Annotated in this window: 14 protein-coding genes; 4 read left to right on the top strand and 10 right to left on the bottom strand. The window is 69.3% G+C overall.

Annotation, left to right across the window (positions count from 1 at the left end; genetic code table 11):
• Positions 1-133 precede the first annotated feature (133 nt).
• The 4 genes from DIE04_RS10740 to waaA all read left to right on the top strand — a co-directional run bounded on the left by DIE04_RS10740 (position 134) and on the right by waaA (position 5,031).
• A complete protein-coding gene (locus DIE04_RS10740; protein WP_124572996.1) occupies positions 134-1,528 on the top strand; it encodes a phosphomannomutase/phosphoglucomutase in 1,395 nt (464 codons plus the stop codon).
• Between the two features lie 177 nt (positions 1,529-1,705).
• A complete protein-coding gene (waaC, locus tag DIE04_RS10735; RefSeq protein ID WP_124487740.1) occupies positions 1,706-2,701 on the top strand; it encodes a lipopolysaccharide heptosyltransferase I in 996 nt (331 codons plus the stop codon).
• Positions 2,702-2,753: 52 nt separating this feature from the next.
• Positions 2,754-3,638: a Kdo hydroxylase family protein gene (locus DIE04_RS10730; protein ID WP_124521586.1), complete on the top strand. Its 885-nt coding sequence runs from the start codon at positions 2,754-2,756 to the stop codon at positions 3,636-3,638.
• A gap of 37 nt (positions 3,639-3,675) precedes the next feature.
• Complete coding sequence (gene waaA / locus DIE04_RS10725) at positions 3,676-5,031, top strand: lipid IV(A) 3-deoxy-D-manno-octulosonic acid transferase (protein WP_124521588.1); 1,356 nt, start codon at positions 3,676-3,678, stop codon at positions 5,029-5,031.
• 61 nt (positions 5,032-5,092) lie between these two features.
• Here the strand turns inward: waaA and ureG are convergent, their stop codons facing one another.
• From ureG to urtC, 10 genes are all read right to left on the bottom strand, one after another.
• Positions 5,093-5,740, bottom strand: coding sequence for an urease accessory protein UreG (gene ureG, locus DIE04_RS10720; protein WP_044846268.1), 648 nt, complete (start codon positions 5,738-5,740; stop codon positions 5,093-5,095).
• Positions 5,741-5,754: 14 nt separating this feature from the next.
• Positions 5,755-6,435: an urease accessory protein UreF gene (locus DIE04_RS10715; protein ID WP_124522160.1), complete on the bottom strand. Its 681-nt coding sequence runs from the start codon at positions 6,433-6,435 to the stop codon at positions 5,755-5,757.
• On the bottom strand, positions 6,422-7,030 hold the full coding sequence (gene ureE / locus DIE04_RS10710) for an urease accessory protein UreE (protein WP_124572994.1): 609 nt from the start codon (positions 7,028-7,030) through the stop codon (positions 6,422-6,424). The genes DIE04_RS10715 and ureE overlap by 14 nt, the downstream gene beginning before the upstream one ends.
• A gap of 18 nt (positions 7,031-7,048) precedes the next feature.
• On the bottom strand, positions 7,049-8,755 hold the full coding sequence (gene ureC / locus DIE04_RS10705; protein ID WP_044846265.1) for an urease subunit alpha: 1,707 nt from the start codon (positions 8,753-8,755) through the stop codon (positions 7,049-7,051).
• 28 nt (positions 8,756-8,783) lie between these two features.
• Positions 8,784-9,089: an urease subunit beta gene (locus tag DIE04_RS10700; protein WP_124521596.1), complete on the bottom strand. Its 306-nt coding sequence runs from the start codon at positions 9,087-9,089 to the stop codon at positions 8,784-8,786.
• A 14-nt stretch (positions 9,090-9,103) separates the two neighbouring features.
• Positions 9,104-9,406: an urease subunit gamma gene (gene ureA, locus DIE04_RS10695; RefSeq protein ID WP_006406310.1), complete on the bottom strand. Its 303-nt coding sequence runs from the start codon at positions 9,404-9,406 to the stop codon at positions 9,104-9,106.
• 236 nt (positions 9,407-9,642) lie between these two features.
• A complete protein-coding gene (locus tag DIE04_RS10690; RefSeq protein ID WP_124521598.1) occupies positions 9,643-10,518 on the bottom strand; it encodes an urease accessory protein UreD in 876 nt (291 codons plus the stop codon).
• A gap of 173 nt (positions 10,519-10,691) precedes the next feature.
• Positions 10,692-11,384: an urea ABC transporter ATP-binding subunit UrtE gene (gene urtE / locus DIE04_RS10685; protein ID WP_124521600.1), complete on the bottom strand. Its 693-nt coding sequence runs from the start codon at positions 11,382-11,384 to the stop codon at positions 10,692-10,694.
• 4 nt (positions 11,385-11,388) lie between these two features.
• Positions 11,389-12,246: an urea ABC transporter ATP-binding protein UrtD gene (gene urtD / locus DIE04_RS10680; RefSeq protein ID WP_124521602.1), complete on the bottom strand. Its 858-nt coding sequence runs from the start codon at positions 12,244-12,246 to the stop codon at positions 11,389-11,391.
• On the bottom strand, positions 12,243-13,430 hold the full coding sequence (gene urtC, locus DIE04_RS10675) for an urea ABC transporter permease subunit UrtC (protein ID WP_124572992.1): 1,188 nt from the start codon (positions 13,428-13,430) through the stop codon (positions 12,243-12,245). Before urtC ends, urtD begins: the two co-directional genes overlap by 4 nt.

The following is a 13,430-nucleotide window of genomic DNA, read 5'->3' as shown; positions in this document are numbered from 1 at the left end:
CCCGCGATTATAAGTGGGATCGGGGCCGCTCCAGCCGTCCCGTTCCTTGTTCCGCAAGGCCCGCATGTACGATGGCCGGCATGCGCGAAAGGCGGCCAGATTATTTTCCATGCACGCAACCCAGAGAGAATCGATGATCTCCCAATCCATCTTCAAGGCATATGACATTCGCGGTGTGGTCGGCAAGACGCTCGACGCCGACACGGCGCGCGCGATCGGCCGGGCATTCGGCAGCGAAGTGCGCGCCCAGGGCGGCGACGCGGTCGTCGTCGCGCGCGACGGCCGCCTGTCGGGGCCCGAGCTCGTCGGCGCGCTCGCCGATGGCCTGCGTGCGGCAGGCGTCGACGTCGTCGACGTCGGCATGGTGCCCACGCCGGTCGGCTATTTCGCGGCGAGCGTGCCGCTCGCGCTGAAGGACGGCGAGCGCCGCGTCGATTCGTGCATCGTCGTCACCGGCAGCCACAACCCGCCCGACTACAACGGCTTCAAGATGGTGCTGCGCGGCGCGGCGATCTACGGCGAGCAGATCCAGGCGCTGTACCGCCGCATCGTCGACGAGCGCTATGAAACGGGCAGCGGCGCGTTCGAGCAGTTCGATGTCGCCGATCAGTACATCGCGCGCATCGTTGGCGACGTGAAGCTCGCGCGCCCGCTGAAGCTGGTCGTCGACGCCGGCAACGGCGTCGCGGGCCCGCTCGCGACGCGCCTGTTCAAGGCGCTCGGCTGCACGCTCGTCGAGCGCTTCACCGACATCGACGGCACGTTCCCGAACCACCACCCCGATCCCGCGCACCCGGAAAACCTGCAGGACGTGATCCAGGCGCTGAAGGATACCGACGCCGAACTCGGCTTCGCGTTCGACGGCGACGGCGACCGCCTGGGCGTCGTCACGAAGGACGGCCAGATCATCTTCCCGGACCGCCAGCTGATGCTGTTCGCGGAAGAAGTGCTGTCGCGCAACCCGGGCGCGCAGATCATCTACGACGTGAAGTGCACGCGCCATCTCGCGCAGTGGGTGAAGGCGAAGGGCGGCGAGCCGCTGATGTGGAAGACGGGCCATTCGCTCGTGAAGGCGAAGCTGCGCGAGACGGGCGCACCGCTCGCGGGCGAGATGAGCGGCCACGTGTTCTTCAAGGATCGCTGGTACGGCTTCGACGACGGTCTCTACACGGGCGCGCGCCTGCTCGAGATCCTCGCGAAGACGGCCGATCCGAGCGCGCTGCTCAACGCGCTGCCGGACGCGATGAGCACGCCGGAGCTGCAGCTCAAGCTCGAGGAGGGCGAGAACTTCCGCCTGATCGAGAAGCTGCAGAAGGAAGCGAAGTTCGACGGCGCCGACGAAGTCGTGACGATCGACGGCCTGCGCGTCGAGTACCCGGACGGCTTCGGCCTCGCGCGTTCGTCGAACACGACGCCGGTGGTCGTGCTGCGCTTTGAAGCGGAGACCAAGGAAGGGCTCGAGCGCATCCAGGCGGACTTCCGCCGCGTGCTGACGGCCGCGAAGCCGGACGTCGAGCTGCCGTTCTGAACCCCGGCGGCCTGCGGGCCGCCGCCGGTGCGACGACGGTAGAAGGATCGTCGCGCCATTCCCGAAAAGCGGCGCACGCTGACGGCGTGCGGCCGCTTTTTGCCTGTGTGCCTCCCCGGGCGCGATAAAATCGCGTCTTTATGCCTGTCGCCGGCTGTCCGCCGGCGTTTTTTCAGCGTGCAAAAGATCCTGATCGTGCGCGTGTCGTCGCTGGGCGACGTCGTGCACAACATGCCGGTGATCGCCGATATCCGGCGTCGCCATCCCGACGCGCAGATCGACTGGCTCGTCGAGGAGAGCTTCGTCGACCTCGTGCGGCTCGTCGACGGCGTGCGCGACGTGCTGCCGTTCTCGTTGCGCCGCTGGCGCAAGAAGCCGTTCTCGGGCGCGACGTGGCGCGAGATCCGCGCGTTCCGCAAGCGCCTCGCGGCCGAGCAGTACGACCTCGTGATCGACTGCCAGGGGCTCATCAAGACGGCCTGGGTCGCGAGCTGGGCGCGCGGCCCGCTCGCCGGCCTCGGCAATCGCACCGACGGCGCCGGCTACGAATGGCCGGTGCGCTTCTTCTATCGCAAGCGCGTGCCGATCGCGCCGCGCACGCACGTGGTCGAGCGTTCGCGCCAGCTGGTCGCGGCCGCGCTGGGCGACCCGGCGCCGACGCCGGCCGATCCGGTCGACTTCGGCCTCGATACGCGCGCGGCGGCGCGCGCGGTCGCGACGCTCGGCCTGAACCTGCCGGTGCCGTACGTGGTGTTCGTGCATGCGACGTCGCGCGCCGACAAGCAGTGGCCGGATGCCGCTTGGATCGAGCTCGGCCAGGCGCTCGTGCGGCGCGGCGCGTCGCTCGTGCTGCCGTGGGGCAACGACGCGGAGCGCGCGACCAGCGAGCGGCTCGCTCAGTCGTTCGGCGCGGCGGCGATCGTGCCGCCGAAGCTGTCGCTGCCGGCCGTCGTCGGCCTGATCGACGGCGCGGCCGCGACGGTCGGGGTTGATACAGGTCTGGTTCACATCGCGGCCGCGCTGAAGCGTCCGACGGTCGAACTGTACAATTTCGCGACGGCCTGGCGCACCGGCGGATACTGGTCGCCGAACGTCGTCAATCTCGGCACGGCGGGGCAGCCGCCGTCGATCGCGCAGGTGAAGGCGGCACTCGCGGGCTTCGGCCTGCTGTGATGCCCGTCATGCCTGTCCTGCCTGCCTTGCCTGTCACGCACGCGAACCGATCATGAGCGAATCCCAGATCATCGAAGTCCCGTCCGCCGACTGGAGCGGACACAACCTGTCGACGCCGCGCGAGCAGCTGCTCGCCGCGGTCGAGGAAGGCAAGGTGCTGTATTTCCCGCACCTGCGCTTCGCGATCGAAGGCGGCGAGGAAGCGTTGCTCGATCCGGCGCTCGCCGACCCGAAACGCAAGAACATCAGCCTCGCGCCGAACGGCGGCGCGCTCGTCGGCGTGCTCGGCGACAGCGTCACGCAATCGGCCGTGCGCGCGCTGGTCGCGCGCTTCCAGCAGCAGGCCGGCACGCTCGTCGACGGCCTGTTTCCCGAATACCGCGGCAAGCTGCGCGTCGCGCCGACGAGCCTGCGGCTGATGCAGGTCGAGACGCGCCAGACATCCTGGCGCAAGGACGACAGCCGGCTGCACGTCGACGCGTTCCCGTCGCGGCCGAACTACGGCGAGCGGATCCTGCGCGTGTTCACGAACGTGAACCCGGCCGGCGTGCCGCGCGTGTGGCGTGTCGGCGAGCCGTTCGAGGACGTCGCGAAGCGCTTCCTGCCGAAGATCCGGCCGCAGTTGCCGGGCTCGGCGTGGCTGTTGAACCTGCTGCACGTGACGAAGTCGCCGCGCAGCGCGTACGACCACCTGATGCTGAACCTGCACGACGGGATGAAAGCCGATCTCGACTACCAGAAGACTTGTCCACAGCAGACGATGCCGTTTCCGCCGGGCAGCGTGTGGATATGTTTCTCCGATCAGACTTCGCACGCTGTGATGTCCGGCCAGTTCATGCTCGAGCAGACCTTCTTCCTGCCGGTCGACGCGATGGTGCGTCGCGAATGCGCGCCGCTCGGGATTCTCGAGCGCCTGCAGGGCAGGGCGCTGGTTTGAGCGCGCCTTTTCACCGACGCAATACGAGGGCTGCTGCATGCTGAGGGCGATCTATCGCGCGCTGTGGTGGCTCGTCGCGCCGATCGCGGTGATCCGGCTCCTCGTGCGCTCGCGCAAGGAGCGCGGCTATCGCGAGCACATCGGCGAGCGCTTCGGCCACGTCGCCGGCCGTTCGCCGGACGATCGCGCGCCGCTGATCTGGGTGCATGCGGTGTCGGTCGGCGAGACGCGCGCCGCGCAGCCGCTGATCGACGCGCTGATGCGCGCGCGGCCCGACGCACGCATCCTGCTCACGCACATGACGCCGAGCGGCCGCGCGACCGGCGAGCAGATCTTCGGCGAGCGCGTGCTGCGCTGCTACCTGCCGTACGACATGCCGGGCGCGGTGCGGCGCTTCCTGCGCGCCTGGCGGCCGACGCTCGGCCTCGTGATGGAAACCGAGGTGTGGCCGACGCTGGTCGACGAGTGCCGCCGCGCGGACGTGCCGCTCGTGCTGACCAACGCGCGGATGTCCGCGCGCTCGCATCGGCGCGCGGCGAAGTTCGGCGCGGCGACGCGCGACGTGTTCGGCGGATTCTCGCGCGTGCTCGCGCAGAGCCCGGCCGACGCGGAGCGGCTGACGTCGCTCGGTGCACGCAACGTGGCGGTGCTGGGCAACCTGAAGTTCGACATGACGACGCCGCCGGAACTGGCGGCGCGCGGCCACGCATGGCGCGACGCGATCGGCACGCGGCCGGTGTGGGTCGCGGCCAGCACGCGCGAGAACGAGGAGGCGCTGGTGCTGCAGGCGTTCGCCGCGATGAAGACGGCCGGTGCGCTGCTGATTCTCGTGCCGCGTCATCCGCAGCGCTTCGCCGAAGTGGAAGCGCTGGTCGCGCGCAATGGGTTCAAGTGCGTGCGGCGTTCGGTGTGGAGCGCCGACGCCGCGGCGCTCGCGGCCGGCCGACCGGCCGCCGAACCGTTGCCGGCCGACGTGACGGTGCTGCTCGGCGATTCGATGGGGGAACTCGGCGCGTACTATGCGGCCGCCGACGTCGCGTTCATCGGCGGCAGCCTGCTGCCGCTCGGCGGGCAGAACCTGATCGAGGCGTGTGCGGTCGGCGTGCCGGTGCTGATCGGCCCGCACGTGTTCAACTTCACGCAGGCGACCGCCGATGCGGTCGCGGCCGGCGCGGCGATGCAGGTCGCGGATCCGCTCGATCTCGCGCACGTGCTCGATGCGCTGTTCGCCGACCACGCGCGGCGCGTCGCGATGGGCGCGGCCGGCGCCGCGTTCGCGTCGCGCCATCGCGGCGCGACCGCGCGCTCGGTGGACGTGCTCGCGGCGCTGCTGCCGCCCGTCGAGCGCGGCGGGCGTGCGATGCACGGCGCGGCCGACGCATCCGACGACTGAGCGGGCGGCGCAGGGCCGTCCCCCGGGCCGACGTGGCGGCGGCATGTCGCCGCCGCGTCGCTCACACCGTCAGCAATCCTTTCCTTTCGATGAACGCGACGACATCGGCGACGCCCTCGAGCGCCTTCAGGTTCGTCATCACGTAAGGCCGCTCGCCGCGCATCTTCTTCGTGTCGGACGCCATCACGTCGAGGTTCGCGCCGACGAGCGGCGCGAGATCCGTCTTGTTGATCACGAGCAGGTCGGACTTCGTGATACCGGGCCCGCCCTTGCGCGGAATCTTCTCGCCGCCGGCCACGTCGATCACGTAGATCGTCAGGTCCGACAGCTCGGGGCTGAAGGTCGCCGCGAGATTGTCGCCGCCCGATTCGATGAACACGATGTCGGCGTCGGGGAAGCGCGACAGCATGCGGTCGACGGCCTCGAGGTTGATCGACGCATCCTCGCGGATCGCCGTGTGCGGGCAGCCGCCCGTCTCGACGCCCATGATGCGTTCCTCGGGCAGCGCGCCCGCGACCGTCAGCAGGCGCTGGTCTTCCTTCGTATAGATGTCGTTCGTGATCGCGACGAGGTCGTAGCGCTCGCGCATCGCCTTGCACAGCATTTCGAGCAGCGTGGTCTTGCCGGAGCCGACCGGGCCGCCGATGCCGACGCGCAGCGGCGGCAGTTTCTTGGTGCGGCGGGCGGAGGAGGTTGCGGGTGCGTTCATGGCGTGGATCGGGTTCAGGAGCGGAACAACCGCGAATACTGGGTTTCGTGCCGTGCGGACAGGATGCCGAGCTGCGGCGCGAACGTGTTGATGGCGTCGGGCGGCGTCGCGAGCGCGCGGCGCACGGCCGCGTCGATCGCGCCGCGCAGCGCGACGATGATGCGCTGGCCGGCGAGCTGGCCGAGCGGCACCGCTTTCAGCGCGGCCGATGTCTGGTTCTCGACCCAGCCGAACGCGTATGCGGCGAGCGTGGCGTCGGCGCCGGCACCGTGTGCGGCGGCCGCGTATGCGAATGCGGTCGGCAGCGCGATCGGCGTGAGCGATGCGAGCGTCGCGCGGCGCGCGGGATCGCCCCATTCGAGCGACGCGCACAGTTGCGCGAGCGACCAGCCCATCTGTTCGGTCTCGCGGCGCAGCTCCGCCGATTCGCGGCTCGCGACGAACCATGCGTTCTCGCGCGCCAGCGCGTCGGCGTCGTGCGCGTGCCAGCGCGCGAGCTGGTGCGCGAGGAACGGCAGCTCGCCGTGTGCGAGCACGTCGGTCAGCCCGCTCGCGATCCAGTCGCACGCGGTGTCGGCGTCGCGGATCAGGTTCGCGTCGAGCGCGGCTTCGAGTCCCTGCGAATAGCTGAACGCGCCGATCGGCAATGCGGGCGACGCGAGATGCAGCAGCGCGACGAGCTCAGTGGTGGTCATGACCGTGGTGGCCGTGCGAGCAGCCGGGACCATGCTGATGATCGTGATCGTGATCGTGATCGTGCGAGTGCGAGTGGCCGTGGTGTTCGCCGAAGACCTGCTGCGCGAGCGCGTAGTCCTCGGCGAACGTCGCATCGTGCCCGTGCTTGTGGCCGCCACCATATGCGCCGGCTTCCGGCTGGAACGGTGCGCTCGTTTCTTCGACCTGCGTGTCGAGCCGGCGCAGCATGTCAGCGAGCACCGGATCGGCTTCGAGCTTCAGGTAACCGTCGCCGATCTCGACCGGCGTGTGACGGTTGCCGAGGTGATACGCGGCGCGCATCAGCGTGAGCGGGTCGGCCGCGCGCACCAGCAGCACGGTCTCGGAGGCAGCGGTGACGCGCACGAGCGCGCCGTCGTCGGCGACGAGCACGTCGCCGTCGCGCAGCACGGTGCCGCGCGGCAGCAGGACCGCGACGTCCTCGCCGGTGTCGAGCGTGGCCGCGAGGCGGCTCTTGCAGCGGGCGTCATAGGCGAGCGTGAGCGTCGGCGCGCGCGCGACGAGCGACGCGGCGAGCTTCACGTTCGGGGCAATGCGTTTGTCGAGGGTGCGCATGGAACGGAAAACCGGAAATCAGAACAGGAAATAGCGCTGCGCCATCGGCAGCACCGTCGCCGGCTCGCAGGTGAGCAGCTGGCCGTCGGCGATCACGTCGTAGGTTTCGGGATCGACGCTGATCGACGGGCGCCATGCGTTGTGGATCATGTCGGCCTTCGTCACGTTGCGGCAGTTGCGCACGGGCACGACGCGCTTCGCGAGCCCGTAGCGTTCGGCGATGCCCGCGTCGGCCGCCATCTGCGACACGAAGGTCAGCGACGTGCGCGCGAGCGCACCGCCGCGCGTGGCGAACATCTCGCGGTAGTGGACCGGCTGCGGCGTCGGGATCGACGCGTTCGGGTCGCCCATCTGCGCCATCGCGATCATCCCGCCCTTCAGGATCATCGACGGCTTGATCCCGAAGAATGCGGGCTCCCACAACACGAGGTCGGCCCACTTGCCGGGTTCGATCGAACCGACTTCGTGCGCGATGCCGTGCGTGATCGCCGGGTTGATCGTGTACTTCGCAACGTAGCGTTTCGCGCGGAAGTTGTCGTTGCGCGCGCCGTCCTCGGGCAGCGCGCCGCGCTGCACCTTCATCTTGTGCGCGGTCTGCCAGGTACGGATGATCACTTCGCCGACGCGGCCCATCGCCTGCGAGTCGGACGACAGCATCGACAGCGCGCCGAGATCGTGCAGGATATCTTCGGCCGCGATCGTCTCGCGGCGGATCCGCGATTCGGCGAACGCGAGATCCTCGGCGATCGACGGATCGAGGTGGTGACACACCATCAGCATGTCGAGATGCTCGTCGAGCGTGTTGATCGTGTACGGGCGCGTCGGGTTGGTCGACGACGGCAGCACGTTCGCTTCGCCGCACACCTTCAGGATGTCGGGCGCATGGCCACCGCCCGCGCCTTCGGTGTGGTACGTGTGGATCGTGCGGCCCTTGAACGCGGCGACGGTCGATTCGACGAAGCCGCCTTCGTTCAGCGTGTCGGTGTGGATCGCGACCTGCGTGTCGGTATCGTCGGCGACCGACAGGCAGTTGTCGATCGCGGCGGGCGTCGTGCCCCAGTCTTCATGCAGCTTCAGGCCGATCGCGCCGGCCGCGATCTGCTCGACGAGCGGCTGCGGCAGGCTCGCGTTGCCCTTGCCGAGGAAGCCGAGGTTGATCGGCCAGCCGTCGGCCGCCTGCAGCATCCGCTCCATGTGCCACGGGCCCGGCGTGCAGGTCGTCGCGTTGGTGCCGGTGGCCGGCCCCGTGCCGCCGCCGAGCATCGTCGTGACGCCCGACGCGAGCGCTTCGTCGATCTGCTGCGGGCTGATGAAGTGGATGTGCGTATCGATGCCGCCGGCCGTCACGATCAGCCCTTCGCCGGCGATCACTTCGGTCGCCGCGCCGATCGCGATCGTCACGCCGGGCTGGATGTCGGGATTGCCGGCCTTGCCGATCGCGGCGATCCGGCCGTGCTTGATCGCGATGTCGGCCTTCACGATGCCCCAGTGATCGAGGATCACCGCGTTCGTGATGATCGTGTCGGGCACGTCGGCGGCCACGCGCTGCGACTGGCCCATCCCGTCGCGAATCACCTTCCCGCCGCCGAATTTCACCTCCTCGCCGTAGGTCGTGAAGTCGCGTTCGATCTCGATCAGCAGTTCGGTATCGGCGAGCCGCACGCGGTCGCCCGTCGTCGGCCCGAACATTTCCGCGTACGCGCGGCGGCTCAAGCGTAGTGTCATGTGCTGTTCCTGAAGAGCGGGGCGCGGCTTACAGCGGCCCCATCACCTTGCCCTGAAAACCATAGACGGCGCGTTCGCCGGCCAGCTCGACGAGCTCGACGGTGCGCGTCTGGCCCGGCTCGAAGCGCACGGCCGTGCCGGCCGCGATGTTGAGCCGGAAGCCACGCGAGGCCGCGCGATCGAACGACAGCGCGTCGTTGACTTCGAAGAAGTGGTAGTGCGAGCCGACCTGCACCGGGCGGTCGCCGGTGTTCGCGACGACGAGCGAGATCGTCGCGCGGCCCGCGTTCAGTTCGTGCTCGCCGTCGTCGGTGAGGATTTCGCCGGGGATCATGCGTGCTACCTCGGTCACGGAATCGGGTGGTGGACGGTGACGAGCTTGGTGCCGTCCGGGAAGGTCGCCTCGACCTGGATGTCGGGGATCATCTCCGGCACGCCGTCCATCACGTCGTCGCGCGTGAGCAGCGTCGTGCCGTAGTGCATCACCTCGGCGACGGTCTTGCCGTCGCGCGCGGCTTCCATCAGCGCGGCGGTGATGAACGCGACCGCTTCCGGATAGTTGAGCTTCAGCCCGCGCGCGCGGCGGCGCTCGGCCAGCAGCGCTGCCGTGAAGATCAGCAGCTTGTCCTTTTCTCGGGGAGTCAGTTTCATGAAGGCAGTCGTTCAGGAAAACGTAATTTTTATCGGTGCGCGGGATGCCGGCGGGGGCGCGGTTCATCGTAGCACCGCGCCGTTGTTCCTGCGTCGTGTATCCGATATGTAAGCAGCAAGGTGCGTGCCATGTCGGTGCGGCGTGCGGCGATGCGCGATCGTGGTGCGCGATGCATGGATCGTGGGCAACGCGGGCGTCGCTGCTGCGCCGAAACGGTGCGTGCCGGGCCGCGTGCTCAGGTCTGCCAGAGGCGCAGCGGTCGCGCGTCGACACCGTGCACGAGCGGGCGCAGGTGGAGCCAGCAGTCGGTGAAGTGACGCTGCAGCGCTTCCATCGACGTCGACACCGCGCGCACCAGCACGACGCCCGGCGTCACGCAGGTCGCGCCCGCGCGCAGCGTGTCGTCGAACGGCATCCGCGCGGCAAGCGTTTCGGCGAGCGCGGCATCGCACGCGGCGCCGGCCGCCCACAGCGTGCCGTACACGGGAAAGCCGGCGAGGCCCTGCAGCGAGCCGCGCAGCGGATCGTGTGCGTCGAGCAGCGCGCGCTCGGTCCACAGCGGCCGGCCGTCGGCATCGACGAGTGCCGAACCCGACACGATGCGGCCCGCCGACCACGTTTCGCCGGCCGCCTGCCGGCCGAGCTGCGTCGCGTCCCAGCCGATCGCGCTCGCGCCCGCGCCGAGCGTCACCGTGAAGTCCAGCGCGGCGTGGGCCGCGTCGAAGAACAGGTTGTTCTGCGGCAGCCAGTCGAGCTTCGCGTGCGCGCCGACCGTGATGCCGATGCGTTGCGTCGCGTCGAGGCCGTTCGACTTGTACCACTTGGTCGCGCCGGGCGTCGTCAGCACCGCGTGCGTGCCGTCGCCGAGCGCGATGTCGATGTCGAGCCGGTCGCCGCCCGCGACACCGCCCGGCGGGTGGACGATGACCGCGTGGCAGATCGCGTCGCCTTCCGGATACAGCGGCCGCTGCACGCGCAGCGGGCCGTCGTGCAGCCGATGGACGAGCGTCGTGCGCGCGCCGTGCCGTTCGAAGCCGAGTTCGAGACGGCCGCGCCACGACTTGGCGACGGCGGGGCGGGACAGCGGGGCGTGGGAATCGAGGGCGGACATCGGCGGGAAGCAGGGAACGGGCGCGGTGATCGAGGATGCTACCGCAACACTATACGCTTGGGTGTTCGGGTTGCCGAACGTGGCGAAGGGGAGCGGCGACGGCGCCGGCCATCGCGTGACATGCGTCGACCGTCGGCGCCACGCGTGGGCGCAATCCTGCGCTGCGTGGCGCGCTACACCGCGATCAGCTCGCGCACGCCGTTCGTTTCCATGTCCCGCGCATCGCCGCCGGCGATGACCTCGCCGCGGCTCATCACCCAGTAATGGTCTGCGATCGAGCGCGCGAAGTCGTAATACTGCTCGACGAGCAGCACGGTCATCTTCGATTCGTCGACGAGCTGGCGCAGCGTGCGGCCGATGTCCTGGATGATCGACGGCTGGATGCCCTCGGTCGGCTCGTCGAGGATCAGCAACTGCGGCTCGCTCATCAGCGCGCGGCCGATCGCGAGCTGCTGCTGCTGGCCGCCCGACAGGTCGCCGCCGCGCCGGGCGCGCATGTCCTTCAGCACCGGGAACAGGTCGTAGATGCGGTCGGGCACTTTCGATGGCGCCTTGCGGCTTGCCGCGCCGACGAGCAGGTTCTCCTCGACGGTGAGCCGCGGAAAGATGTCACGGCCCTGCGGCACGTACGCGAGCCCGGCCGCGACGCGCGCATACGGCGGCAGTGCGCCGAGCGCGGTGCCGCGCCACGACACGCTGCCGCTCTTCGCGGCGACGACGCCCATCAGGCAGCGCAGCAGCGTGCTCTTGCCGACGCCGTTGCGGCCGAGCAGCACGGTGAGCTTGCCGTCGTCGGCGGCCAGCGTCACGTTGCGCAGGATGTGGCTGCCGCCGTAGTACTGGTTCAGTGCATCGATCTTCAGCATTGCGTCACCGTCCGAGGTAAGACTCGATCACCGCGTCGTCGCGCTTGACCTGGTCGAGCGTGCCTTGCGCGAGCACCGCGCCTTCGGCCATCACCGTCACGCGGCCCGTGTCGCCCGCGAGCGCCGCGACGAACTCCATGTCGTGCTCGACGACCATCATCGAGCAGGTGCCGCGCAGCGTGTTCAGCAGCTTCGCGAGCTCCATCGTCTCGTGGTCGGTCATCCCGGCCGCCGGCTCGTCGAGCAGCAGCAGGGCGGGGCGCTGCATCAGCAGCATGCCGATCTCGAGCCGCTGCTTCTGCCCGTGCGACAACTCGCCGGCCGCGCGATACGCGTCGCTTTCGAGGCCGATCAGCGCGAGCGTCTCCTCGATCTTCGCCTGCGCCGCGCGGTCGAGCCGCGCGCGCAGCGACGCGAGCCAGCCCTTGTCGGTCTGCATCGCCAGTTCGAGGTTTTCCCACACCGGATGCTGTTCGAACACGGTCGGCTTCTGGAACTTGCGGCCGATCCCCGCGCGCGCGATCCCGGGTTCGTTCATCCGCGCGAGGTCGATGGTCTGGCCGAGAAACACCTTGCCCGCATCGGGCCGCGTCTTGCCGGTGATCACGTCCATCATCGTGGTCTTGCCCGCGCCGTTCGGGCCGATCACGCAGCGCAGCTCGCCCGCGTCGATCGCGAGCGACAGCTTGTTCAGCGCGCGAAAGCCGTCGAAGCTCACCTCGATGTCCTCGAGGTAGAGGATCGTGCCATGCGACGTGTCGATGCCGGGCGGCGCCACGCGGCCCATCGATGCGCTGCCGCTGACGGCCAGCAGCTCGTCCTCGGGCGGTGGCGTGAACTGGTAGAGGGCGGTGCCGTTCATGCGCGTTTCCCCTTTGCGAGCAGCGTGTCGACGAGGCCCATGATGCCGCGCGGCAGCAGGAGCGGCACGAGCACGAAGATCAGGCCGAGAAAGAACAGCCAGTATTCGGCGAAGTACGCGGTAAAGAGGCTCTTCGCGCCGTTCACCGCGAACGCGCCGACGATCGGCCCGATCAGCGTGCCGCGCCCGCCCACCGCGACCCAGATCGCCATTTCGATCGAGTTGCCGGGCGACATCTCGCCGGGGTTGATGATGCCGACCTGCGGCACGTACAACGCGCCCGCGATCCCGCACAGCACGGCCGACAGCGTCCATACGAACAGCTTGTACGCGAGTGGGCTGTAGCCGAGGAACATCAGCCGCGTCTCGCCGTCGCGCACCGCGGTGACCACGCGCCCGAGCTTGCTGGTGACGATTGCGCGCGCGACGATGAACGCGAGCACGAGCGTCGCGAAGGTCAGCAGCAGCAGCACCGTACGCGTGCCGGGCGACGTGATCGGAAACCCGGCGATGCGCTTGAAGTCGGTGAAGCCGTTGTTGCCGCCGAAGCCCGTCTCGTTGCGAAAGAACAGCAGCATCGCCGCGAACGTCAGCGCCTGCGTGATGATCGACAGGTACACGCCCTTCACGCGCGAGCGGAACGTGAAGAAGCCGAACACCCACGCGAGCACGGCCGGCACGAGCACGACCAGCGCGAGCGCCCACGCGAGATGCTGCGTGCCGCTCCAGTACCACGGCAGTTGATGCCAGTCGAGAAACACCATGAAGTCGGGCAGGTCGCTGCCGTACTTGCCGTCGCGGCCGATCTCGCGCATCAGGTACATGCCGATCGCATAACCGCCGAGCGCGAAGAAGAGGCCGTGGCCGAGGCTGAGAATGCCGCAGTAGCCCCACACGAGATCGAGCGCGAGCGCGGCGATCGCGTAGCACATCAGCTTGCCGGCGAGCGTCATCGCATACGCGGACAGATGGAACGCGCTCGACTCGGGCGCGACCAGCGCGGCGAGCGGCACGCCGATGCCGATCGCGACGCACAGCGCGACGAGCGCGAGCCATGCGCGACGCGACAGCAGCGCGGGGCGGGGCGGCAGGCCGAGCGCGAATTTTTCTTCCGCACGCGCGGCGGCAGCGGGCTTCGGCGCGTCGGCGATCGGCTTCGACAACGAATCGGTGATTGAAGTCAT

The sequence above is a fragment of the Burkholderia sp. Bp8994 genome (assembly GCF_003853805.1).
Taxonomy (GTDB): Bacteria; Pseudomonadota; Gammaproteobacteria; order Burkholderiales; family Burkholderiaceae; genus Burkholderia.
The sequence above is the reverse complement of the archived record's forward strand: the minus strand, read 5'-3'. Positions and strand labels throughout refer to the sequence as shown.